Annotated in this window: 23 protein-coding genes; 9 read left to right on the top strand and 14 right to left on the bottom strand. The window is 67.5% G+C overall.

Annotated elements, in window-relative coordinates; all coding sequences use genetic code 11:
• Nucleotides 1-12 precede the first annotated feature (12 nt).
• From ACI6GS_RS13160 to ACI6GS_RS13150, 3 genes are all read left to right on the top strand, one after another.
• Nucleotides 13-2,664, top strand: coding sequence for a glycosyltransferase (locus ACI6GS_RS13160; protein WP_439813906.1), 2,652 nt, complete (start codon nucleotides 13-15; stop codon nucleotides 2,662-2,664).
• Between the two features lie 97 nt (nucleotides 2,665-2,761).
• A complete protein-coding gene (locus ACI6GS_RS13155; RefSeq protein ID WP_439813905.1) occupies nucleotides 2,762-3,181 on the top strand; it encodes a GtrA family protein in 420 nt (139 codons plus the stop codon).
• A 48-nt stretch (nucleotides 3,182-3,229) separates the two neighbouring features.
• Nucleotides 3,230-3,535, top strand: a complete 306-nt coding sequence (locus ACI6GS_RS13150) for a hypothetical protein (RefSeq protein WP_439813904.1) — start codon at nucleotides 3,230-3,232, stop codon at nucleotides 3,533-3,535.
• A 13-nt stretch (nucleotides 3,536-3,548) separates the two neighbouring features.
• Here ACI6GS_RS13150 and ACI6GS_RS13145 read toward each other — a convergent pair whose 3' ends face one another.
• The 3 genes from ACI6GS_RS13145 to ACI6GS_RS13135 all read right to left on the bottom strand — a co-directional run bounded on the left by ACI6GS_RS13145 (nucleotide 3,549) and on the right by ACI6GS_RS13135 (nucleotide 6,962).
• Nucleotides 3,549-4,781 (bottom strand): hypothetical protein, encoded by a 1,233-nt coding sequence (locus tag ACI6GS_RS13145; RefSeq protein ID WP_439813903.1) that lies wholly within the window; start codon nucleotides 4,779-4,781, stop codon nucleotides 3,549-3,551.
• A 181-nt stretch (nucleotides 4,782-4,962) separates the two neighbouring features.
• Nucleotides 4,963-5,931: a CHAP domain-containing protein gene (locus tag ACI6GS_RS13140; RefSeq protein WP_439813902.1), complete on the bottom strand. Its 969-nt coding sequence runs from the start codon at nucleotides 5,929-5,931 to the stop codon at nucleotides 4,963-4,965.
• Between the two features lie 188 nt (nucleotides 5,932-6,119).
• On the bottom strand, nucleotides 6,120-6,962 hold the full coding sequence (locus tag ACI6GS_RS13135) for an SDR family NAD(P)-dependent oxidoreductase (protein ID WP_439813901.1): 843 nt from the start codon (nucleotides 6,960-6,962) through the stop codon (nucleotides 6,120-6,122).
• A 640-nt stretch (nucleotides 6,963-7,602) separates the two neighbouring features.
• Here ACI6GS_RS13135 and ACI6GS_RS13130 point away from each other — a divergent pair.
• Complete coding sequence (locus ACI6GS_RS13130) at nucleotides 7,603-8,127, top strand: helix-turn-helix domain-containing protein (RefSeq protein WP_439813900.1); 525 nt, start codon at nucleotides 7,603-7,605, stop codon at nucleotides 8,125-8,127.
• 272 nt (nucleotides 8,128-8,399) lie between these two features.
• Nucleotides 8,400-10,514, top strand: coding sequence for an elongation factor G (gene fusA, locus ACI6GS_RS13125; protein ID WP_439813899.1), 2,115 nt, complete (start codon nucleotides 8,400-8,402; stop codon nucleotides 10,512-10,514).
• Between the two features lie 309 nt (nucleotides 10,515-10,823).
• On the opposite strand, the gene ACI6GS_RS13120 is transcribed toward fusA, so the two are convergent.
• The 3 genes from ACI6GS_RS13120 to ACI6GS_RS13110 form a co-directional block, all read right to left on the bottom strand.
• Nucleotides 10,824-11,327: a DUF2199 domain-containing protein gene (locus tag ACI6GS_RS13120; protein WP_439813898.1), complete on the bottom strand. Its 504-nt coding sequence runs from the start codon at nucleotides 11,325-11,327 to the stop codon at nucleotides 10,824-10,826.
• Between the two features lie 70 nt (nucleotides 11,328-11,397).
• A complete protein-coding gene (locus ACI6GS_RS13115) occupies nucleotides 11,398-11,670 on the bottom strand; it encodes a hypothetical protein (protein WP_439813897.1) in 273 nt (90 codons plus the stop codon).
• 168 nt (nucleotides 11,671-11,838) lie between these two features.
• Entirely contained in the window at nucleotides 11,839-12,528 is a 690-nt protein-coding gene (locus tag ACI6GS_RS13110; protein ID WP_439813896.1) for a glutathione S-transferase N-terminal domain-containing protein, read from the bottom strand.
• A 129-nt stretch (nucleotides 12,529-12,657) separates the two neighbouring features.
• Between ACI6GS_RS13110 and ACI6GS_RS13105 the strand changes: the two genes are divergently transcribed.
• Nucleotides 12,658-14,202 carry a fatty acyl-CoA synthetase gene (locus tag ACI6GS_RS13105; protein ID WP_439813895.1) on the top strand — a complete coding sequence of 515 codons (1,545 nt, stop codon included), beginning with the start codon at nucleotides 12,658-12,660 and terminating at the stop codon, nucleotides 14,200-14,202.
• Between the two features lie 97 nt (nucleotides 14,203-14,299).
• Here the strand turns inward: ACI6GS_RS13105 and ACI6GS_RS13100 are convergent, their stop codons facing one another.
• Complete coding sequence (locus tag ACI6GS_RS13100) at nucleotides 14,300-14,689, bottom strand: nuclear transport factor 2 family protein (RefSeq protein ID WP_439813894.1); 390 nt, start codon at nucleotides 14,687-14,689, stop codon at nucleotides 14,300-14,302.
• A gap of 192 nt (nucleotides 14,690-14,881) precedes the next feature.
• Between ACI6GS_RS13100 and ACI6GS_RS13095 the strand changes: the two genes are divergently transcribed.
• The 3 genes from ACI6GS_RS13095 (at nucleotide 14,882) to ACI6GS_RS13085 (ending at nucleotide 16,549) form a co-directional block, all read left to right on the top strand.
• Entirely contained in the window at nucleotides 14,882-15,277 is a 396-nt protein-coding gene (locus ACI6GS_RS13095; RefSeq protein WP_439813893.1) for a response regulator, read from the top strand.
• A gap of 89 nt (nucleotides 15,278-15,366) precedes the next feature.
• Complete coding sequence (locus ACI6GS_RS13090) at nucleotides 15,367-15,804, top strand: response regulator (RefSeq protein ID WP_439813892.1); 438 nt, start codon at nucleotides 15,367-15,369, stop codon at nucleotides 15,802-15,804.
• Nucleotides 15,805-15,817: 13 nt separating this feature from the next.
• Nucleotides 15,818-16,549, top strand: a complete 732-nt coding sequence (locus ACI6GS_RS13085) for an HAD family hydrolase (RefSeq protein ID WP_439813891.1) — start codon at nucleotides 15,818-15,820, stop codon at nucleotides 16,547-16,549.
• A 36-nt stretch (nucleotides 16,550-16,585) separates the two neighbouring features.
• Here the strand turns inward: ACI6GS_RS13085 and ACI6GS_RS13080 are convergent, their stop codons facing one another.
• The 7 genes from ACI6GS_RS13080 to ACI6GS_RS13050 all read right to left on the bottom strand — a co-directional run bounded on the left by ACI6GS_RS13080 (nucleotide 16,586) and on the right by ACI6GS_RS13050 (nucleotide 23,316).
• Nucleotides 16,586-18,007: an aminotransferase gene (locus ACI6GS_RS13080; protein WP_439813890.1), complete on the bottom strand. Its 1,422-nt coding sequence runs from the start codon at nucleotides 18,005-18,007 to the stop codon at nucleotides 16,586-16,588.
• Between the two features lie 74 nt (nucleotides 18,008-18,081).
• Nucleotides 18,082-19,305, bottom strand: coding sequence for a CaiB/BaiF CoA transferase family protein (locus tag ACI6GS_RS13075; protein WP_439813889.1), 1,224 nt, complete (start codon nucleotides 19,303-19,305; stop codon nucleotides 18,082-18,084).
• Between the two features lie 437 nt (nucleotides 19,306-19,742).
• On the bottom strand, nucleotides 19,743-20,120 hold the full coding sequence (locus tag ACI6GS_RS13070; protein ID WP_439813888.1) for a VOC family protein: 378 nt from the start codon (nucleotides 20,118-20,120) through the stop codon (nucleotides 19,743-19,745).
• An 81-nt stretch (nucleotides 20,121-20,201) separates the two neighbouring features.
• Complete coding sequence (locus ACI6GS_RS13065; RefSeq protein WP_439813887.1) at nucleotides 20,202-20,882, bottom strand: HAD family hydrolase; 681 nt, start codon at nucleotides 20,880-20,882, stop codon at nucleotides 20,202-20,204.
• A gap of 7 nt (nucleotides 20,883-20,889) precedes the next feature.
• Nucleotides 20,890-21,648 carry an AAA family ATPase gene (locus ACI6GS_RS13060; protein ID WP_439813886.1) on the bottom strand — a complete coding sequence of 253 codons (759 nt, stop codon included), beginning with the start codon at nucleotides 21,646-21,648 and terminating at the stop codon, nucleotides 20,890-20,892.
• An 8-nt stretch (nucleotides 21,649-21,656) separates the two neighbouring features.
• On the bottom strand, nucleotides 21,657-22,667 hold the full coding sequence (gene msrP / locus ACI6GS_RS13055) for a protein-methionine-sulfoxide reductase catalytic subunit MsrP (RefSeq protein ID WP_439813885.1): 1,011 nt from the start codon (nucleotides 22,665-22,667) through the stop codon (nucleotides 21,657-21,659).
• Between the two features lie 121 nt (nucleotides 22,668-22,788).
• A complete protein-coding gene (locus ACI6GS_RS13050) occupies nucleotides 22,789-23,316 on the bottom strand; it encodes a Dps family protein (RefSeq protein ID WP_439813884.1) in 528 nt (175 codons plus the stop codon).
• Between the last annotated feature and the right edge of the window lie 9 nt (nucleotides 23,317-23,325).

Raw genomic sequence — 23,325 nt, 5'->3', positions numbered from 1 at the left:
GAGACACGGCCCATGACGAGAACGACTTGGTTTGGTGGACTTGGGGTCCTGCTCCTGGTGCTTGGTGTGCACGCAGGACTGTGGGCGGCGTTCAACGCCCCCCACGAGATGCCCAACTGGTCCGGCGGTCACGTCGCCGGCCTGTCCTTCAGCCCCTATCGCGAGGGCCAGTCGCCAGAGGACCGGGTGCCCCCGACCGATGCGGAGCTGGAGCAGGACATCGCCCTGGCCGCGACGGTCGCCGACCGGGTTCGTACCTACACCTCGACCGAGGGGATGGACCGCATTCCGGCCATTGCCCGGCGCCATGGCCTGAAGGTAACGGCCGGCGCCTGGATCGACGGCCGCCTGGACCGCAACGAGGAAGAGCTGGACGCCGTGGTGCGCATCGCCAGGCGCAGCCCCAATGTCGACCAGCTTGTCATCGGCAACGAGGTGCTGCTGCGCGGCGACCAGACCCTGCCGCAGATGCTGGCCATCCTGAAGGACGTCCGCCGCCGGGTCGACGTTCCCCTCTCGACGGCGGAACCGTGGCACATCTGGCTGAAGTATCCGCAGCTGGCGCAGTCGGTCGACTTCATCGCGCTGCACGTCCTGCCCTATTGGGAAGGCGTGCCCGCGGACCAGGCCGTGGCCTATGTGAAGCAGCGCTATGACCAGGTCCGCGCCGCCTATCCGGGCAAGCCGATCGTCCTGGCCGAGGTGGGCTGGCCGTCAGACGGCCGCATGCGCCAGGGCGCTGTCCCGGGCCGCGCCAACCAGGCCGAGTTCGTGCGGGGCTTCCTGAATCTGGCGCGCGCGCAGGGCTACGACTACTACATCATGGAAGCCTTCGACCAACCGTGGAAGCGGTCGATCGAGGGCAGTGTCGGTGCCTTCTGGGGCGTGTTCGACGCCGACCGCGAGGCCAAGTTCGCCTTTACCGGCCCGGTGCTCGAGATCCCGAACTGGATCTGGATCGCCGCCGGCGCCGTCGGCATCGCCCTGCCCGGCCTGTTCTGGCTGCTGTGGCGCGGCCGCAACCTGCGGGTCGAGGGCCGCGTGTTCTATGCCGGCATGCTGATGGTCGCGGGCAATGTCGCCGCCTGGACCCTGTATGTCGCGACGACCCAGTACCTGACCCTGCCGATGGCGATCGTCTATGCGTCGCTCTCGGTCGGCCTGCTGTTCCTGCTCTCGATGCTGCTCGCCGAAAGCTACGAGATCGCGGAAGCCCTGTGGGTGGACAAGCTGCGCCGCCACTTCAGCCCCTTCGCGCTGGAAGGGTCGCGCCATTGGCCCAAGGTGTCGCTGCACCTGCCGATCTGCAATGAACCGCCCGAGATGGTCATGCAGACCCTGGACAGCCTGGCAAAGCTCGACTACCCGGATTTCGAGGTCCTGGTGATCGACAACAACACCAAGGACCCCGCCGTCTGGAAGCCGGTCGAGACCTATTGCCAGAACCTGGGCGTGCGCTTCCGCTTCTTCCACCTCGAGGTGTGCAAGGGCTTCAAGGCGGGTGCGCTGAACTTCGGCCTGGCCCAGACGGCGCCGGATGCCGAGATCGTCGGCGTGATCGACAGCGACTACCAGGTCGAGCCGAACTGGCTGAAGGCCTGCGTGCCCTATTTCGACCAGGCCAATGTCGGCTTTGTCCAGGCGCCGCAGGAGCATCGCGACGGCCACGTCTCCCCGTTCAAGGAGATGATCAACTGGGAATATGCCGGCTTCTTCAACATCGGCATGGTCCTGCGCAACGAGCGCAACGCGATCATCCAGCACGGCACGATGACGCTGATCCGCAAGCAGGCCTTCAACCAGCTGGGCGACTGGGCCACCTGGTGCATCTGCGAGGATGCGGAGATGGGCCTGCGCCTGATGCAGGGCGGCTACGAGTCGGTCTACCTCAACCACGCCTTTGGCCGTGGCCTGACGCCCGACAGCTTCGCCGGCTACAAGGGCCAGCGTTTCCGCTGGGCCTATGGCGCGATGCAGATCCTGCGCCGCTACTGGCGCGACCTGCTCCCCTGGTCCAAGTCGGGCCTGTCGCGGGAGCAGAAATTCCACTTCTGTGCCGGCTGGGCGGGCTGGATCGCAGATGCGCTGAGCCTGGTGTTCGCGGGCGCCGCCGTCGCCTGGACCGCGGGCCTGGTCTTCCTGCCTTCGTACTTCGAGTTCCCGCTGTCGCTGTTCCTGGTGCCGACCATCGCGGTGTTCGGGTTCAAGATCGCCTATACGATCTCGACCTATACCGCGCGCGTGCCCTGCACCCTGCGCCAGACGATCGGCGCCGCCCTTGCGGGCCTGGCCCTGACCTTCACGGTGGGCAAGGCGGTGCTGATCGGGCTGACCACGCAGAGCCGGCCGTTCCTGCGGACGCCCAAGATGGAGAATGCGCCCGCCCTGGTGCGTGGCCTGACCCAGGCGTGGCAGGAAGGCCTGCTGGCGACCGCCCTCCTGGTCTGCGCCGGCGTCGTGGTCTACTGCTTCCAGGACGCCAACCAGCAGCTCGACCGGCAGGCCGGCATCTGGGCGGATCCGGAAGCCCTGGTCTGGGCCGCCGTGCTGACGGTGCAGGCCGTGCCCTATCTGGCAGCGGTCGTCGTCTCTGTCGTCAGTGCGATGCCGGAACTGGGCCTCAGCGCGCTGCGCCGGCGCATCCTCCGCACCAAGGGGACTTGAGCATCCCAAAGGTGGTCACGCACCCTGTCCGCCCCGTGGGCGGACATGGCTTGGGCGGACAGGGCTCGGGCGGACAGGGCTCGGGCGGGGCGGCCCGGTGATCGGCCTGGTGCGGCGCCTGTTTGCCAGCCAGTTCATGCGCTTTGCCCTGGTCGGTGTCGCTGGGGCCGTCGTCGACATCGTGGCCCTCACGGCCATGTGCAACGGCCTCGGGATGGACCCCTATACCGGGCGCCTGCCCGCCTTCCTGCTGGCCGCCACGTCGACCTGGGCCCTGAACCGGCGGCTCACCTTTCCGGAGCAGACGACGGGATCGGTGGGCGAATGGCTGCGCTACCTGCTCGCGAATGCGCTGGGCAGCCTGGTCAACCTGGGCGTCTATGCGATTCTGGTTTCATCGGGCATTGTCTTCTTTGCCCGCTGGCCCCAGGCGGCCGTGGTGTTCGGTGCGCTGGCGGGCCTGGTGTTCAACTTCACGGCCTCGCGCCGCTATGTCTTCGGTGCCCGGAACAGCTGACCCGTCAGGTGGCGCTTCCTTCCGGGCCCTGTGGTGAAAGGCACGCGCATGAAGATCCCCGGGGCGCCCGTCCCAGTGCTCGCCCTTGCCTTCGCCCTGGCGCTGCCCGGCGGACACAGCCGGGCGGAAGACCTGGAATCGGTGCTGCGCGACTATGGCGGCCGCGACGATACGCTATGGCAGATCGACTGCTTCCAGAACGGGCAGAAGGTGATCTCGGAACGCAGCCTGATCATCGACGCGGCGCCCGGCGGCGACCCGATGCAGCGCCGCTATGGCTTCTTCACCCGCGACCGCAAGCGCGTGCTGATCGAGACGACCACGTCCAGCCTCTGCATCGCCAAGCAGATGTAGGCCGCCGGCGGAGCTACAGGCCGGCGGCGTTGCCGGGCAGGATCGCGCCTACGACGGCCAGCCGACCGGCGGCGCAGCGCAGGCTGGCCCCGGCGGTGGCGCAGTTGCCATAGAACAGGCCGATCCGGTTTCCGTTCTGGTGGATCCGGAAACAGTCCTTCGCATTGTTGTCGATGCGCTTGAACGACTGGCACCAGGTGTCCCCATCCTGCCACCAGCGGCCCTCGCTCTCGATCTCGCGCGTGCCGACGACGCCCGATTTCGAATCGAGCAGGGGGAAGCTGACCTTCAGCCGCGCCGTCCCGTCCGCGTCGTAATAGACGCTCATCCGGCTTTCATAGCGGCCGGTGCTGCCGTCGAGCACGCCGGACTTGCCGTCAAGGGTGTTGCCCACCAGGGACAGCCGGACCTGCTGCGCCGTAAGCTTGGGCGCGTCTTCCAGCGGATCGCGAATGCCGGTGCCGGCCCCGCCACCCTGTCCGCCGCCGCTCCCGCGTGAGGCCTGCTCGTCGTCGGCACCGTCGCGATGGCCCCGGGCGGGCTCCGGCGCAGGCCCCTCGACGCCTGCGCCCATGCCGGCGCCCACCACGGGCGCGGCAGCCTGTTGCACGGCCGGCGCGTGCTGCACCGCCCGGGGCGGCGGCGTGGCCGCGGCCACGGCGACCGGCTGCGGCGGTGGCGGCACCGGTTCGGGGGGCGGCGGCGTCGGTTTCAGGCGGGGCGTCGGCGCAGGCTGTCGCGGGACCACCTCCTGGGCCACCACGGGCACCGGCTCGGCCGCGGCCAGGATCTCGGCCGGCGCCGTCGTGGTCGGTACGGGCACCACCGATTCGGGCACGGGCGGTGGCACGTCGACGGCCTCGGTCATCGCTTCCTGGACCGGGGCCGCGGCCTCGGCGACCGGCGCCTCCGCCGCCACGACCTCGGCCGGGGGCGCTTCTGGGTTGAGCTCCGGGGCCGCAGCGGCCAGCGGCTCAGGCGCCGCGACGGGGGCGCTGGCATCGCCACCGGCGCTCTGCTCCTGGCCGTCGCCCAGGGCGCCCACGCCCTCGAAGGCCAGGCCCACTTCGAAGCCACCGCCGTCGGGCATCGGCTCCGGGAGTTCCGTCACATGGCTGAGGCCCAGGATCAGCAGAAGGATGAGCAGGTGCAGGCCAAGCGACTCCAGCATCGCGCGGACGCTTTTCCGTCGCGAACGATCCTGGGGCTCTATCGTGCGCCCGTCGCTCACCAGCGCTGACGCCATGCTTCCTCCTGTGCTTTCCCCCATCCTAGCGAACAGTGTTGGGGGTTGCGAAGAGGGCCTTTTGCATCAGCCGATTTTGAATGGCCAGTCTGGAATGAAAACGGCCCCGCAGCAGGTCGCCGCGAGGCCGTGAAGGGGTGCCGAAGGGCCGACGGTGCGGCCCTGCGGGAGAGGTCGGCGCTCAGCCCTGCCCGGGCCGGGCGCGCGGCAGCGGTGCGGCCGGGCCGGTCGGCGTCAGGGCGGCACCCTCCAGGCCCGCGGGCCGGACCCGGGGCACGACAGGCAGTTCGTCGGCGGTCAGGCCCCCCGACAGCAGGCCGTCCGGCACGGGTGCCATGAGCCGCACAGCCGCGGCGTCGTCCTGGTTCGAGATCACGCCGCGCGGCGCGGCAGCGGGGCGCAGGCCCGTGGCAGCCGCGGCGACGCTCTGCGGCCGCGCCCGGGGCCGCGGGGCGGTGCTGCTGCCCGTGGTCCGCAGGGCCACCGTCTCCACCGCCGTATCGGCCTGGCCGGGCTTGGCGCGGGGCAGGATGGTCGCATTGCTCAGGCGCAGGCGGCTGGCCGGGACGAGGCGATCGGCGAAGTCGGTGCTGCCGGAGGCGGAGCCCGCGTCTTCCAGGGCCGCCATGCGCATGTCGACGTCGCGGTTCAGGTCACGCTCGGGACGCGGGGCACGCCGGATCGCCGCGCTGTCGGGATAGATGAAGCCATAGACAGGATAGTTGCGGATGCCGAACGAGCCGGTCGGGGCATACCACACACGAACCGAGGACCAGTCATTGCGCGCACTGGTGTCGATCACGCGGACATTGCGGGCGATGGCCCCCTTCAGCCCGCTGCGGGCCGGCGCCCAGTTGGCGTGATCGATCGAAACCGTGCGGCTGTCGATGATCTGGCGCACCACCGCGACATGGCCACGGCGCATCCCACCATGACGCCGGAACACCATCACGGCGCCCGGTTCGGGCCGGCGACCCTGGCGATAGGTTCCCTGGGCACTGGCCCACCACGTCCAGGCATCGCCCCGGATCATGATGCCCGAGCGGTCCCTGGCATAGGGCACACACTCGATCGCAAACGCCTGCCCCGAAAACAATCCAAGAAACACAAACACGAACGCGGCCACCCACGCCGGCCTTGTGCGGTTCATCATCGGCTCCCCTTCGATGGTGACCTACTGGTCGGTATGCTCTCTGTAGTGCCCGGCCGCGCACGCCGATGACTTGGCACGCCCGTCGGGACGCTTCAAATGCCGTGTGCCTCCGCCCAAAAATGCCGGAATTCCCCGGTTCCGGCGCCCCTCGGGTAATGGATGACCCCTGACGGAGAGAACTCTACCTATACCGTGGCCGCTTGCGCAATCTCTTCGCTGCGGTGCCACAAATGTTCTCCTGCCGCGCCGTCCTCGGCCTGTAGACTGGGCCGCAGGGGCCGCGCCTTCGCGTAGTAGCCGCCGGTCCGCCCCGCCATGTCGGGCGACGTGGCCAGGTGGATGCTCGTGCGGGCGCCGCGCTTCGGGTCTAGACCGAAAACCTTAAGGCTTCGGAACAGAAGGCCCAGCGGACCCGAATTGTTGGACGCGAATTCCGAGTTGACGAAGCCGGGGTGCAGCGCGTTCACGCAGACCCCGTCCGCGCGCCAGCGCCGGGCCAGTTCCCGTGCGAACAGGATGTTGGCCAGCTTCGACTGCTGGTAGGCGCGGACGGGGGAATAGGCGCGGCGCAGCTGGAGATCGTCCAGCGCCACCTGTGGACCGCGATGGGCTTCCGACGCCACGACGACGACTCGCCCCTGCGCCGCCTTCAGCGGGACCTCCAGCAGCCGAGTCACCACGAAATAGGCCATGTGGTTCAGGGCGAACGTGCGCTCCAGTCCATCCGGCGTCTCCTGCCGCCGCTCGAACGCCCCGCCCGCATTGTTCACGAGCACATCGATCCTGGCATGGCGTTCCGACAGATGCCGGCCAGCAAGGGTCATGCCCGCCAAGGTCGAGAGATCCGCCTGAAGAACATCGACCCGGCCTGCGCCCGCCCGGCGGCACTGCTCCGCCACGCTGTTCAGGCGCTCGATCCGCCGTGCCACGAGCACGAGGCGAGCGCCCTGCGCCGCCAATCCCAGCGCCGTGGCGGCGCCGATGCCCGCCGAAGCCCCGGTGATAACGCATAGCTGTCCATCGATCATGCAACCAGGGTGCCCGATTCGCGGGTGTCGGCCATCCCGCGATCACCCCGCCCACGGCCTTAACCACGAATCGCCGCCGCTCGGACGCAACAAAGCGTCAGGTAGCGGCCCGTGGGGGTTCCTGGCATTGCGTGAGCCACGCTAAGTCCGCACGGATATTACGCGAATTGCCGAGCCCTAGGGATTTCCCTAGGTTTCAACAGCCGCTTTGTGGGCAACCCGGTCAAGTTGCAGCAAGTCGCGCACCATATGCGCCAAGCCCGAGCAGCAGAGGCCCGCAATGATTGAACAGTCGGTCAATTCTGCCGTGGTGAACTCATTCGCCCCCTTGATTGTTGAATGTCGCAAGAACATTGGCGTTAACCAGCATTCGCTCTTCATTGTTCATGATTGACTGCAGTAATCCGTAAGCTTGACGGCGCAAGGTGACAAAACCTGACAGCGTCTTGGCATGATCCGTACAAGACCGATCGGCCAGTTTGATCACGGTTTGCCAGGGTCGAGCTCCGGTTCTGCATCGGTTAGAACAATGTACTGATCGATTTTCCAGGTGAATTGACAGCCGCGTCACATCGCGTCTGGACGTGCGCCTGAATTGGACTACATATTTCGCGCGATTCAACTCACTCAGGAGATACAAATGCCCGCTACGCGTGGACGACCCGCCAAGCAGGCCGAACCGGCAAAGCGCCGCGCCGTCGGACGTCCCGTCGCGCGGCCCGAGGCTGCCGCCGTCGAAGCGGCTCCGGCACCCAAGCGCCGCCGCCAGCGCCGCTCGGTCAGCGTCGACGGTCCCAAGGCGGTCGACGTCCATGTCGGCCAGCGCCTGCGCGAGCGCCGCCTGGGGCTCGGCATGTCGCAGAGCGCCCTGGCTGAGAAGATCGGCCTGACCTTCCAGCAGGTGCAGAAGTACGAGCGCGGCGCCAACCGTCTCTCCGCTTCCGTCCTGTACGAGGTCGCGAGCGTGCTCGACGTGCCCATCTCCTTCTTCTTCGACGGCCTGGGCGATGGCCCGGTGAAGCCGGTCGAGGACGCGCGGGCCGAGCGGTCCGTCCTGGTCCTGGCACGGGCGATCCGCGACCTGCCGCAGGACCAGCGCACCAGCCTGACGGCCCTCGTCTCGGCCCTGGGCCGCAGCGCCGGACGCAAGCCGCTCGAGGATTGAGCAAGCTCCCGTCACTCGCCCCGGCCGGCCCCCTTGCGGCCGGCCGGGGCGGGTCGGGGCTTACTTGGTCGATCCCTGACCAGCCGCGGCGCCGCCGCGCCGCGTCGGCATGGCCCGCCCAGGTCCACCACGGGAATTTCCGCTGGAAATTCGCCGGCCGGCCCGGCATATAGTGCGTCAGTGCGGGCGGCGGCCGGAATGGCTTGGCCGCCCGTGTGTCATTCGATATCCCGTATTCCCCAGTACGCACAAAAGCTCACCAGGAGAGCGCGATGCCGCGTAAGACCCCGCTTCATCTCTACCGGAACATCGGCATCATCGCGCATGTCGACGCCGGCAAGACCACGACGACCGAGCGCATCCTGTATTATACGGGCCGCGCCCACCGGATCGGCGAAGTGCACGACGGCGCCGCCACGACCGACTACCTGGAGCAGGAGCAGAAGCGCGGCATCACCATCCAGTCCGCCGCGGTGACGGTGTTCTGGAAGGGCCACCAGATCAACGTCATCGACACGCCGGGCCACGTCGACTTCACGATCGAGGTGAACCGTAGCTTGCGCGTGCTGGACGGTGCCGTGGTCGTGTTCGACGGCGTCGCCGGTGTCGAGCCGCAGTCCGAGACGAACTGGCGCCTGGCGGACAACTACAACGTCCCGCGCATGTGCTACGTCAACAAGATGGACCGCTCGGGCGCCAATTTCGCGCGCTGCGTCCAGATGATCGTCGACCGCCTGGCGGCCAAGCCGCTGGTGCTGCAGGTGCCCATTGGCTCGGAAGACAATTTCCGCGGCATGGTCGACCTGGTCCGCATGAAGGCCCTGGTCTGGTTCTCCGACGAGCGTGACGCGCAGTGGGAGGAGTGGGACATCACCCCCGACCTCGCCCAGAAGCTCAACATCACCGTCAAGGAAGACGTCGACATCCTGGCCCGCGTGCCGGAACTGCGCCAGCAGCTGGTCGAGATGGTGGTCGAGCAGGACGAGGCCCTGATGGAGGCCTATTTCGGCGGCGAGGAGCCGACGTTCGAGCAGATCCAGGCGGCCATCCGCAAGGGCACGCTGAACGGCGCCTTTACCCCCGTGTTCTGCGGCAGCTCGTTCAAGAACAAGGGCGTGCAGCAGGTTCTGGACGGCGTCGTTGCCTATATGCCGGCACCCAATGACGTCGAGGCGATCAAGACCGTCGACGAGAACGGCAATCCGAATGGCGAGCGCAAGTGCTCGGACGACGAGCCGTTCTCGGCCCTGGCGTTCAAGGTCATCAACAACCAGTTCGGTGCGCTGACCTTCGTGCGCGTCTATTCCGGCGTGGCGCCCAAGGGCACGATGCTGCTCAACTCGACCCGCGGCAAGCGCGAGCGTCTGGGCCGCATCGTCGAGATCTATGCCAAGGACACGCAGGAAATCGACGAATGTCGCGCTGGCGACATCGTGGCCTTTGTCTCGCTCAAGGAGACGGAGACCGGCGACAGCCTGAGCGACCAGGCGCATCCCGTGATCCTGGAGCGCATGAAGTTCCCGGATCCCGTGATCTCGGTCTCGGTCGAGCCCAAGACCAAGGGCGATACCGAGAAGCTGTCGATCGCGCTGGGCAAGATGGCGCGCGCCGACCCGTCGCTGAAGCTGGAGCTCGACAAGGAAACCGGGCAGACCATCCTGCGGGGCATGGGCGAGCTGCACCTGGAAGTCACGATCGACCGCATGCGTACCGAAATGGGCGTCGAGGCCAATGTCGGCCAGCCCCAGGTCGCGTATCGCGAGACGATCAACAAGAAGGTGGAGCACACCTACACCCACAAGAAGCAGACCGGCGGTTCCGGCCAGTTCGCCGAAATCAAGGTCATCGTGGAGCCGCAGGAGCGTGGCCAGGGCTACGCCTTCCAGGACGCGATCGTGGGCGGTTCGGTGCCGAAGGAGTACATCCCCTCGGTCGACTACGGCTTCAAGACGCAGGCCGACTCCGGCGTGCTGGCGGGCTACCCGACGGTCGACTTCAAGGTGACGCTGATCGACGGCAAGTACCATGACGTCGACTCGTCGGCACTGGCCTTCGAGATCGCGGCCAAGGCCTGCTTCCGCGAGGCGATGCGCAAGGCGGACCCGACGCTGCTGGAGCCCATCATGAAGGTCGAGGTGGTGACGCCCGACGACTACCTGGGCGACGTCATCGGCGACCTGAACCGTCGCCGTGGCACGATCACCGGGCAGCTGGAGCGCGGCCTGAACATCGCGGTCGAGGCGGAAGTGCCGCTGTCCGAGATGTTCGGCTATATCGGCAACCTGCGCGGCATGACCTCCGGCCGTGGCACGTTCACGATGGAGTTCAGCCACTACGCGCCGCCGCCGCGCAACGTGCAGGACGAAATCGTCAAGCGCGCTGCCTGATCGGCAACACGCTACAAACGACGACGGCGCCACCCCCGGGTGGCGCCGTTTTCGTTTGGGTTGGGGGGAACGCAGTGGCTCTCTGCGGGTGACGACTCCAGCCAGCATTTGCGCTGGTCCCCAGCGACCACCTCATCCCGAGGTGCGGAGCGAAGCGAAGCCTCGACGGATGGGCAGCTGGCGCACCACGGGCCCATCCTTCGAGACGCGTCCTCGACGCTCCACAGGATGAGGTGGAGCCTGGATGCCGCTGACTCCGGAACGATGTATGTGCCCGATGCGCACCTGCGCCGGGCCACGTTGGGCGCCCTAGTGACGGTTCACGCGGGCATTGATGGCCTTGACCCGGTCGAGATCGATGCCGCGGTGCTGCTCGACCGCAAGCGGATAGTCGGTCGGCTCCAGCAGGATCGACGGGCGCTGGTTGCCAGGCCGCAGCGTCACCCTGCACTTGATCTCGAGCGGCGGGGGATAGCCGGGCAGCCAGTTGTCCAACCAGCCAAAGGCGGACGGCTCGTCCGACGGAGGCTCTTCCAGATGCCAGAGCGCGCGAAAGCGGTGATAGTTCGCCTCGGCGAGGGAGGTCCAGACGCCCCAGCAGAACGTCTCGTCCAGTCCGATGATCGGGACCTCGACCACCCCGCGGACGAAAAAGTGCTCGTCGACCTCATAGAAGTCGGAATTGCCGCGGGCGCGCGCCTCGCGCTCTCCCTCCGGCACTTTCAGGAGCGTGCCGGGATAGCGGCAGCCGACGTCGAGGGGCATCGTGTCGAACGTCTCGCCGCAACAGGCGCAGGTCCACCGATAGTCCATGCCTTGGTCGACGTTGTTCGCAGTCAGGCAGAGCGAGTCACACGGCGGTGTGGGCCGCCACCGGCAATGCTTAGTGCAGGGTGGTGGAGGCCAGCCATTCGCGGGCCAGGCGCTGGGCCTCGCGCACGTCCGCGGCGGTCATGTCGTGGGCCAGTTCGGCGCGCAGCTGGCGGGCCTCGGCATCGCCCTTAGTCGCCGCCACGTTCAGCCACTTGTGCGCGATCACATAGTCGCGCTCAACACCGCGGCCGGTGGCGTAGCTGAGCCCCAGCTCGACGCACGCCTCGATATCGCCCTGGGCGGCTGCGGTTTCATAGGCCTGCACGCTGTCGATCTGAGCCATCGGAATTCTCCCTGATGCCGGTTTCGGCGTCGGCTGGAGCGTTCTGTCCGGCCGTCCTTGTCTGGGAGATAGGATCGCGCCTGCCCTGTAAAAGCAGGGTTAACGCGGCTTGTGATGCCCGTTACAGGAGCAATCCCCGACTGCGACAGGGCGTCGCACGGCCTGTCATCAGGCGCGTGCGCGCTGGCCGAACAGGACCTTCTTCGCTTCCTCGTCCAGGCCTGTCGTGGTCTTGAGCTCAGCGCCCACGGCCAGCGCGCGGCGCACGGCGTCGCGTCCCTCCACCAGTTCGAACCAGCGCTTCAGGTTGGGAAACTCGTCCAGGTCCTGGCCCTGGTTGCGGTGGGGCACGATCCAGGGAAAGCACGCCATGTCGGCGATCGAGTAGTCGCCGGCGAGATAGGGGCGGTCGGCCAGGCGCGTGTCCATGACGCCATAGAGGCGGTTGACCTCGTTCGTGTAGCGCTCGATGCCATAGGGGATCTTCTCGGGCGCATAGTTCCGGAAGTGATGCGCCTGGCCCGCCATGGGCCCCAGGCCGCCCATCTGCCAGAACAGCCATTGCTCCACCTCGACCCGGGCGCGCAGTCCGGCGGGATAGAACTGGCCCGTGCGGTTGCCCAGGTACTGCAGGATGGCACCCGATTCGAACACGCTGACCGCGTCGCCGCCACCGGGGGGATCATGGTCGACGATGGCCGGCATGCGGTTATTGGGGCTGATGGCCAGGAAATCGGGCTTGAACTGCTCGCCGCGGCCGATGTTCACCGGCCGGATGCGATAGGGGAGGCCCGTCTCCTCCAGCATGATCGTGATCTTCCAGCCGTTGGGCGTCGGCCAATAGTAGAGGTCGATCATGGGCTGCTCCCCCCTGCCCGGCCACCCGGGCGTCGGCGGCACCATAGCGCCGGATGCCATGATGCGCGACAGGCTGCTATGGTGCGGCCGAACGCGGATATCGAACACGCGAAACAGGGGGAACAGGGCATGACGGCTTTGGGAGCGGAAGCACGGCGCGACACGATCGGCGACGCGCTGCGGCGCGCGGCACGGCGCCATCGTGACCGGCCCGCCCTGCGCTATGAAGGCCGGCAATGGACCTATGTGACCCTGGACCAGGCGGCCAGCCGCGTGGCGACGGCGCTGCGCGCCCTGGGGCTGAAGCCGGGCGACCGTGTGGCCGCCTATGGCAAGAATTCGGACGCCTACCTCATCGCCTGGGCCGGCATCACGCGCGCGGGCATGGTCCATGTGCCCGCCAACTACGCGCTGACCGCGCCGGAACTGGCCTATATCGTGGCGCAGTCGGGCTCGCGCCTTGTCCTCACCGATGCCAGCCTTGATGCCAACCTGTCCCAGGTGAAGGCGGAAGGCGTGCCGGCCTTCTACGGTCACTTCGAGGGCGCAGGCGGTGACATCGACATCCTGGCCGTGGCGCAGGGCACCGGGGGAGAGGATTTCGAGGAGCCGGCCGTCACGGAGAACGACCTCGCCCAGATCCTCTACACCTCCGGCACGACGGCAGCACCCAAGGGGGCGATGCTGACCCACCGCGCCCTGATCGCGGAATACATGAGCTGCATCCACGAGCTCGACTTCTCGATCCATGACAAGGCCCTGGCCGCGCTGCCGCTGTACCACTCGGCCCAGATGCACGTCTTCACCATGCCCCAGCTGCTGGTGGGCGCCGGCACGATCCTGCTCCAGGCGCCGGAGCCGGCGACGGTCCTGCGCCTGATCGAGGAGGAGGAGATCACCTCGTTCTTTGCGCCGCCCACCGTGTGGATCAGCCTGCTGCGCCATCCCGATTTCGACCGGCGCAACCTGACGACGCTCAAGAACCTCTACTACGGCGCCTCGATCATGCCGGTGCCGGTGCTCCAGGAACTGCGCCAGCGCCTGCCCGGGGCCGGGGCCTACAACTGCTATGGCCAGTCCGAGATCTCGCCCCTGGCGACCGTGCTGCGGCCGGAGGAGCATGACGAGCGCCCCGCATCGGCCGGCCGCCCCGTCCTCAATGTCGAAACCCGCGTGGTGGACGAGTACATGAACGACGTCCCCCCCGGCGTGCAGGGGGAGATCATCCACCGCTCGCCCCAGCTCCTGCTCGGCTATTGGGACAAGGAGAAGGAGACGGCCGAATCCTTCGCCGGCGGCTGGTTCCATTCCGGCGATGTGGGCGTGATGGACGAGGCGGGCTACCTCTACATCGTCGACCGCATCAAGGACGTCATCAAGACGGGTGGCGTGCTCGTCGCCTCGCGCGAGGTGGAGGAGGCGCTGTTCACCCATCCCGCCGTGTCGGAAGTGGCGGTGATCGGCCTCAGCGACCCCAAATGGGTGGAGGCGGTCACCGCCGTCGTCGTGCTGAAGCCGGGCCAGACGGTCGATGAGACCGCCCTGGTCGACCATGCCCGGGCGACCCTGGCCCCGTTCAAGCTGCCCAAGCGGATCTTCTTCGCCGACACCCTGCCGCGCAACACGGCCGGCAAGCTGCTGAAACGCGAGCTGCGCCTCACCTACGCCGACTAGTGCTCCTGCGCCGCTTCCATGCAGGATGACGACACAAGCCCAAGCCGCGAGGGATGGGCCGCCAGCGCCGGCGGCCCATCCTCCGACAGCGCAGGCCTCAGTGCCGGAACAGCTTGTTGATGATCAGCCACGCGCCATCGGGCTGGCGCAGCAGGCTCAGCGTGTCGGTGAAGATGCGGCCCAGGTAGAGGTCGCGCGTCACCACCACCGCCGTCACGTCCGTCACCTGGATGGAGACGATCTCCATGTCATAGGCTTCACCATGCTGGGCCGGGGCCGGCGTCTTGCGCAGGAAGTCCAGGAAGATCGGCATCGTCATCCAGGCGAACTTGCCGTCCAGGTAGCCGACAATCGCGGCGTCCTTGTGAAAGGCGGCCTCCGCCTTGGCGGTATCGCTGTGATAGAGCGATTCGAAATAGCCCTGCACCACAACGCGCACGGCATCGATCTGGTCTGTCCGGCCGTGTGCCAGCGTTCCCTCAGCCATGGCAAATCCCCTCTCATTCCCGCATGGACAGCGCATCCTATCCCGGAACCCCACACCAGTTGAACGCCGTTCAAGGCGATAACACCGTTCACCAGAATTTCGCCTGCCAAACTTCGGCCTACGCAGTTTCCCTTTGCCGGAGCGCGCACTAGGATGGGGTCGGTACCATCTCCGCTACTGCTGACGGGTATCATGAAGGTCCTGGTCGTCGAGGATGAGGCCGTCACCGCCGCCGCCATGGCCGCGGCTCTGGAGGATGCCGGTCACGACGTGATCGGCCCTGCCGCCAATGCGCTCGACGCAATGGTCGAGGCGGCGTTCCGCAGGCCCGACCTGGCCCTGGTCGACATCAATCTGGAGGGCGACCGCGCCGGTACGGCCTTGGCCCACGACCTGCGCGCCCGGCAGGTGCCGGCGCTGTTCGTCACCGGCTATCCGGCGCAGGCGCGCAACCATCGCGGCTTCGCGCTGGGCTGCCTGACCAAGCCCTGCACGGCGCAGGTCCTGGTCGCGTCGGTCAGTGCCATCCAGCAGGTCATCCTGGGCGAGGTACCGGCCCACCTGCCCGCCGGGCTGGAACTGTTCTAGGAACTCTGATTATCTGCGGCCGTCGGCGCCGCCGCTGCAGCCGCGGCGGCGAAGTGGCGCGGGCAGTCCGTTGATCGAGGCCCCCCAGAATGTCCCAGTCCGCGCCCGTAACGATCGTGATGATCGAAGATGACGAGGGCCATGCCCGGATCATCGAGAAGAACATCCGCCGCGCTGGCATCAACAACGAGTTGACCCACTTCACCCATGGCCAGCCGGCGCTGGACTTCCTGTTCGGCATGCTGCGCGGGCCGGCCCTGGTGCTGCTCGACCTCAACCTGCCCGACCTCAACGGGGTCGAGATCCTGGCCCGGGTCAAGAGCCACCCGGTCCTGAAGCGCACCCCCGTCATCGTCCTGACCACGGTCGAGGACAGCGACGAGATCACGCGCTGCTATGACCTGGGCTGCAACTGCTACATCAAGAAGCCGGTCAATTTCGAAGCCTTCTCCCAGGCGATCCTGCAGCTTGGCCTGATGCTGGCGGTGATCCAGGTGCCGGAAACCGCCGGTCCGGTGCCGGCCTGAGCGGAGCCCTGCGATGACCACGCTGCCCCGCGCCATCCTGTTCGACATGGACGACACGCTGCTGTCCTCCGGCCCGCCCGAGGCCGCCTGGCTGGCCGTGGCGGACGAGTTCGCCGATCGCCTGGCGCCGCTGTCGCCGGTCGAGCTGGCCGACGCGATCAGTGCCTATGCCCGCGTCTTCTGGTCCGACGCGGCCCGGCACAAGGCCTGGCGCTTCGACATCCAGGAATCGCGGCGCAGGATCGTGGCCGACGTCCTGGCGGACCTCGCGGCGCAGGGCCGCCCAGTGCCGGACGCCGCCCTGGGCCGCGCCCTGGCCGACCGCTTCACGGCGGAACGCGACACACGGCTGGACATCCTGCCCAATGCCCGCGACGTGATCGTCGCCTTTCGCGAACGGGGCGTGCGGCTGGCCCTGGTCACCAACGGCGAATCGACCTCGCAGCGCGCCAAGATCGTGCGTTTCGACCTGGCCCCGCATTTCGACCACATCCAGATCGAGGGGGAGCACGGCTTCGGCAAGCCGGAGGAGCAGGCCTATCTCCACGCGATGCAGGCCCTGGGGGTCGAGGCGGCCGAGACGTGGATGGTGGGGGACCACCTCGAATGGGAGGTCGCCGCACCCCAGCGCCTGGGCATCTTCGCCATCTGGCACGATGTCTTTGGCCAGGGCCTGCCGCCGGGCAGCCCGATCCGCCCCGACCGGATCATCCGCAGCCTGGCGGAGCTTCTGCCGGTCGACTGAGGCTTCCCTCCCCCACAAGGGAAGAGGACCTCCCGCTCAGCCCAGCCTGACGCCCTCGCGGACCAGCGCGTCGGCGGTTGCGCGGACGGCGCCGCGCAGGCCTTCGACCAGTTCGTCGATCTCGTCTCGGGTCAGGATCAGCGGCGGCGACAGGATGTTCAGGTGCTCCAGCGGGCGGACGATCACGCCCTGCGCCTCGGCCGCGTCGGCGATCCGCCGGCCGATATTGATGCCCGGCGTAAAGGGCGTGCGCCGCTCCTTGTCCGCCACGTATTCGGTGCACAGCATGAATTTGCGCCCACGCACGTCCCCCACGATCGGTTCGTCCGCGAGCGAGCGCAGGCGCTCCTCGAAATAGGGACCGACGCGCTGGACATGGCCCAGGATGTCGAGGCGCTCCATGATCTCGATCGTCTTGATGCCGGCGACGCAGGCGACAGGGTGCCCCGAATAGGTGAAGCCGTTGGTCAGCCAGGCATCCGGGTTGGCCCCGACCATGCCGTCATAGACGGCGTCGGAAACGATGGTCGCAGCCAGGGGCACATAGCCCGAGGAGATGCCCTTGGCCGAGACGATCATGTCGGGAACGATCCCGAACACCTCCTCGCTGGCGAACCAATGGCCCAGCCTGCCGAACGCGGTCACCACCTCGTCCGAGATGTAGAGGATGCCGTGCTGCCGGCACAGGTCCAGTGTGCGCCGGTGGTACCCGGCCGGCGGCTCCAGAACGCCGCCCGAACCCAGGATCGGCTCGGCGAAGAAGGCGGCAATCGTCTTCGGCCCCAGCCGTTCGATCGTCTCCGCCATCTCGTTGACCAGGTGGTCGCAGAACTCGGCCTCGGTCATGCCCTCCGGCCGGCGATAGACATAGGGGCTGGACAGGTGGTGCACGTACTCGGTCGCATAGGCAAAGTCGGGCGACTTGTCGGCGGGCTTGCCTGTCAGCGACATCGCGAGGAAGGTCGACCCGTGATAGGCGTCGACCCGGGACAGGAAGCGCCGCCGCTCCGGCTCGCCCCGCCGCCGATGGTAGTAGTGCGCCAGGCGCGCGGCGCTTTCGTTGGCATCAGACCCGGAATTCGAAAACTGGACGCGCGACAGGCCCGCCGGCGCGCGGTCGGCCAGCATCCGCGCCAGCGTCGCGGCCGGCGCCGTGGTGACGTCGACAAAGGGGGTGAAGTAGGCCAGTTCGCGTGCCTGGGCCGCGATCGCGTCCGCCATCTCGGCATTGCCATAGCCCAGGTTCATGCACCACAGGCCGCCGATGCCGTCGATATAGCGCTTGCCGTTGCCGTCCCAGACATGGGCGCCTTCACCGCGCGCCATGACCATGGACCCGTCGCGGTGGAACGACTCGAAATGCGCCCAGGGGTGGATCACATGCGCCTTGTCGTCGGCATGGACCTGGGCGGCGTCGAACGCCCGGTTGTGCCCGGCCCCAGCCGCAGTCCTCTCCATGCCGATCCCCGCCGCCGCTTCAGACGGGGCGAGCATGACAGGGCGAGCCTCGCCCCGGCAAGACGCCGGATGGCTCAGCCCAGCGCGCCCGACGCCTTCAGCCGGCTGCGCTCGCTGTCGCTGAACCCGAGGGCAGCCAGGATCTCCTCGTTGTGCTCGCCCTGGCCGGGCGGACGGCGCGGCGGCACCTTGGACACGCCCTCGATGCCGATCGGGCTGTCCACCACCTTGATCTCTGGTGCGTCGGCCAGCGGCCGCAGCATCCCGTTGCCGACCACTTGGGGATCGCTGGCAATATCGGCAAACTGAGCGATCACGCCAAAGGTGATGCCATTGGCATCCAGCACGCTGCGCCACTCGGCCCAGGGGCGGGTGCGGAAGACGCCCTCGAAGATCTTCAGCAGCGCCGGTGCATTCTCGCGCCGCGCCTCGGGCGTTGCAAAGCGTGCATCGCTCTTCAGTTCCGGCCGCCCGATGGCATCCGCCAGGCGGGCAAAGTCGCGCGCCTCGACCACTCCGGCCAGCACGAACCAGCGGCCGTCCGCACATTCATAGATCGAGACCATGGCGTTCGAGGTCTCTTCCCGCGGCACGCGCGGGTAGAAGCTGGCCCCCATCATCTGCGCCTGCAGCATGCACGAATTCGACCACAGGCCGTTGGCCAGCAGGGACGATGTCACCTTCATCCCCTTCCCCGTCCGCTCGCGATGGAACAAGGCGGTGACGACAGCGCCATACATGGCGATGGCCGTCGGATGGTCGCCCATGCCGGCCAGCGACAGGGCGGGCGCGCCGTTGGCCCAGCGCACCCCGTCCATCAGGCCGGTCCGCGCCCAGTAGGCGGTCGCGTCATAGCCAGGCTTGCTCGCCTCCTCCCCCGTCTCGCCATAGCCGGACAGGGCACCGAAGATCAGGCGCTCGTTGAGCGGCGAGAGGTGCTCCCAGTCGACCTTCAGGCGCTGGCGCACGGCGGGGGGATAGTTGGTCACCCAGACGTCGGCCCATTGCACCAGACGCTCCACCACCGCACGGGAATCCGGTGCCTTCAGGTCCAGGCTCAGGCCACGCTTGGTCCGGTTGTCCAGGTACCAGCAATAGTTCTCGTCATGCTGCGGCATCAGCGGCAGGCGATGGATGTTGCGGTAGGGATCCCCGATCCCGGTCGCCTCCAGCTTGATCACGTCCGCGCCGAAATCGGCCAGCACCGTGGTCGATGCAGGACCTGCGATGAACGTCCCGCAATCGACGACCTTCAGCCCCGAAAAGACGGAGTCCCCGGCGGAATCGGCCTGGCCCATGACGCGTTCTCCCAACGGCTCGTTCTGTTGTCGGGCCGTCTGGCGCGGCCCCGGTCCAGGTGTGCCACCACGCGTAGCGGGCGTCCAGCGGCGCTGGTCCTTGACCGCGTGGAATCAAGGCCCCTGTGAACACATTGACGCAGCGCAAATGCCCCGTTCGCGCATGCAACGCCCGCATGGCAAGGGTGCAAGCATGGCGATGGTAGGGCGGCGGGTGCACTCCTAAATACATCTCATCGCAGCGCCGGTCCCCCCGACCACGCTGCAGCGGCGGGTGGTCCTCTCCCCCCTCTGGGACCACCGCCGGCGCCTGATGGACTTGCCCCCCAACTCCATCAGGCCACTTCACGATCTTTCGACGTGAAGCCTCCCTGTTGACTTGGCCGGGCCTTCGGGCCCGGCCATTTTTTTGTCAGTTCAGGGCATGCGGCACCGGCTCAGGCGCCGCGATGCATCACGCACAGCTTGTTGCCGTCGGGATCGCGCAGATAGGCCAGGTACATCTTGCCCATGCCGCCTTCGCGCCAGCCCGGGGGATCCTCGATCGAGGTGCCGCCTGCGGCAATGCCGGCCGCGTGCCAGGCATCGGCCTGCTCGGGCGAGGTCGCGGCGAAGCCGATGGTCCCGCCATTGGCAAAGGTCGCCGGCTGGCCGTCGATCGGCAGCGTGACGCCGAACGCGCCGTTGGAAAGCATGTAGAAGAACCGGTTGCCGTCATCGAACGGCGCACCATAGCCAAGCGTCCCCAGGACCTTGTTGTAGAACGCCTTCGAGCGCTCCAGGTCGGTCGATCCGACCATCACATGCGTGAACATGGCTCCTCCCCCTCTTCGTTGGAGCGCGGACTGTAGCAACGCATTGTCGCAAAAGGCAATGTGGAACCGGGCGCCCCAAAGTCAGGGCGCGATGCCCAGCAACCCCGGCAGGCAGGCCATGGCGGGGAACGTCCTGGCGCCGGCCCGGGACAGCCGCTCCGGCCCGAAATGGCCCCCATCGGGCACATAGCCGAATGCGGCCATCCCGGCAGCCACCGCCCCCTGCACCCCGGGCAGGCTGTCCTCCACGACACAGGCCCGGTCCGGCGCCACGTCCATCCGCGCCGCCGCGTGCAGGAACAGGTCGGGATGCGGTTTGCCCCGCGCGACCTGCGTCGCACTGAAGATCCGCTCGGCGAACAAAGGCCGCAGGCCGGTCAGCGCCAGCGTCAGGTCCATCTTGTCGGGCGACCCGGAAGAGGCGACGCAGGTGGCGAGACCCGCCGCCTGGATCGAGCGGATCGCCTCCGCGACGCCGGCGACCGGCTTCAGGCCGTCGCGGAACGCCTGGTAGGTGCGCGCCTGCAGCGTCGGCAACCAGTCAGGCGGCACCGGCCGGCCGATCCGTTGCTCCACCCCCATGATCACGGATGCCATCGACAGGCCGACAAAGTCGCGCATGACCTCCGCCACCGTCATGGTGAGCCCCAGCGGCGCCAGGGCGGCGGCCAGCTGGGCATTGGCAATCGGCTCGCTGTCGACCAGGACCCCATCGCAGTCGAAGATCACCAGGTCGAAGCGTCGCGTCAGGTCGGGCGGCAAGGGGGCCTCAGTCTTCGGGGTCGGGAGCAAGGAAGATGTCGAGCAGCGCGTCCGGCCGCTCCAGGAAGCGGCGATTGAGCTGATAGTGCTGCGTCTCGCGCCAGGCAACGGGGACAATGCCCTGCTCCGACAGCTGCAGGAGTTGCGCGTGGGGATAGCCCAGCAGGATCGGCGAATGGGTCGCCACGATGAACTGCGAGCCGTCCTCCGCCAACTGGTGCATGCGGGCCATCATGCGCAGCTGCGCCATCGGCGACAGCGCCGCCTCCGGCTCGTCCAGGATGTAGAGCCCATGGCCATGAAAGCGGTTCAGCATCAGGGCCAGGAACGCTTCGCCATGGCTCTGCTCGTGCAGGGACAGGCCGCCATAGGCGCGGCGCATGCCCAGGTCGTCGATCTGGGTCGCCAGGTTGTAGAAGCTCTCCGCCCGCAGGAAATAGCCGTCCTGCCGCCGCCAGGGATTGCGCGACAGGCGCAGGTGCCGGTGCAGGCCTGAATGGCTGTGCGTGGTGTCGAAGCTGAAGCTCTGAGAACCGCCTTCCGGATTGAAGCCGGCGGCGACGGCCAGCGCCTCGATAATCGTGGACTTGCCGCTGCCGTTCTCGCCCACGAGCATCGTCACGGGCTGTTCGAAGCGCAGGCCATCCAGGGCACGCACCGCCGGAATGCTGAACGGATAGGCGTCCAGGTCTACATCGTGCAGGCCGACCAGATGCGTCTCGACCAGATAGCGGCGGGGTCCGGTCTTAGGTCGTCGTGCCGCCATCGCCGCTCCTACATGTACAGCGCTTCGCCCTCCAGGCCCTTGTACAGGTCAGCCACCTGTTCGCCATAGCCATTGTAGATCACGGTCGGGATGCGCTCGCCGCCCAACTGTTCCTCGCTGGCCTGGCTCCAGCGCGGATGCGGCACCTCCGGGTTCACATTGGCCCAGAAGCCGTATTCGGACGGGCCCAGTTCTTCCCAGAAGCTGCGCGGCCGGCTTTCGGTGAAGGTGAAGCGCACGATCGACTTGACCGACTTGAAGCCATACTTCCACGGAACATGCAGGCGGATCGGGGCGCCGAACTGCGGGGCGGCCGGCTTGCCATAGACGCCGGTCACCAGAAACGCCAGTTCGTGGGTCGCCTCGGCCATGGTCAGTCCCTCGACATAGGGCCAGGGGTACCAGGACTGCTGCTGCCCCCGCGCCATGCGCGGGTTCATGAACGTCTCCATGCGCAGGTACTTGGCGCCTGACAGCGGCTTGGCCAGTTCGACCAGCTTGGCCAGGGGAAAGCCAGTCCAAGGCACGACCATCGACCAGGCCTCGACGCAGCGATGGCGATAGATGCGCTCCTCGAACGGCATTTTCGCAAACAGCGCGTCGATGTCGAGGAGCTGCTCCTCCTCCACCATGCCGTCGATCTTGACCTGCCAGGGCCGGATCTTCAGGGCCTGCGCTTCGCTCCAGACCTGCTTGTGCGTGCCGAACTCATAGAAATTGTTATAGGTCGAGGTCAGCGTCTCGGCCGTTACCGGGCGCCCGGCATCGGCGTAGGCCGGATTCTTCGCCGCCGGATAGTACTTCAGCGAGGGATCGACGACGGCCGCGTCGCTGCTGCCGGACGCGGCGCCCGCCAGGTCCGTCGATCGCGGCTCCGGCGGGGCCTGATCGCACGCGCCCAGCGCCAGGAGCGAGCCCGCAGCCATCCCGCCCAGCAACGCACGCCGGTTCAGGTAGAGGCGTTCGGGCGTCGCCGCGCTTTCCGGCAGTTCCCAGCCCCTGGGTACCTTGATCAGCATCGCCTGCTCCCGAACAGCTCAAAGACAAAGGGCGGATCCGCATGACACGGCTCCGCCCTTCTATACGCGCGACGACGTCAAACGGATACGCGACCGCCGTCACGCGGACCTGCGTCCCTCCTCAGGCGCGCGGGGCGATCATGCTGCGCAGCATCCAGGCGAACTTCTCGGACGCCTTCATGCGAATGGTCAGCAGGTCGGCGGTCGGCGCATCCTCGGCGGCTTCGGCGGCCTTCATCGCCTCGCGCGCGGTGCGGACCACGGCCTCGTGCCCTTCGACCAGGTTCTGAACCATCTGCTCGGCGGACGGCACACCGTCATCGTCGCGCAGCGTCGTCAGCTGGGCGAACTTGGCGTTCGAACCGGGAGCGAAGAAGCCCAGCGCGCGGATGCGCTCGGCAATCTCGTCCAGGGCGTTCCACAGCTCGGTGTACTGCTCCATGAACATCGCATGCAGCGCATTGAACTGCGGGCCCGTCACGTTCCAGTGATAGTTGTGGGTCTTGAGATACAGAACGAAGCTGTCGGCCAGAAGGCGGCTCAGGCCATCGCCGATCTGACGCCGCGCCTGCTCGTCGATTCCGATGTCGATTGGCGCGCGCGCCGCGGGGGCGGCATCCGCCGAAACTTTCAGGGCCGGGTTCGCCATGTCGTGTCT

The organism is Zavarzinia sp. CC-PAN008 (assembly GCF_051903925.1).
In the GTDB taxonomy this organism is placed as follows: Bacteria; Pseudomonadota; Alphaproteobacteria; order Zavarziniales; family Zavarziniaceae.
This window is presented reverse-complemented; position numbering and strand designations above follow the sequence as displayed.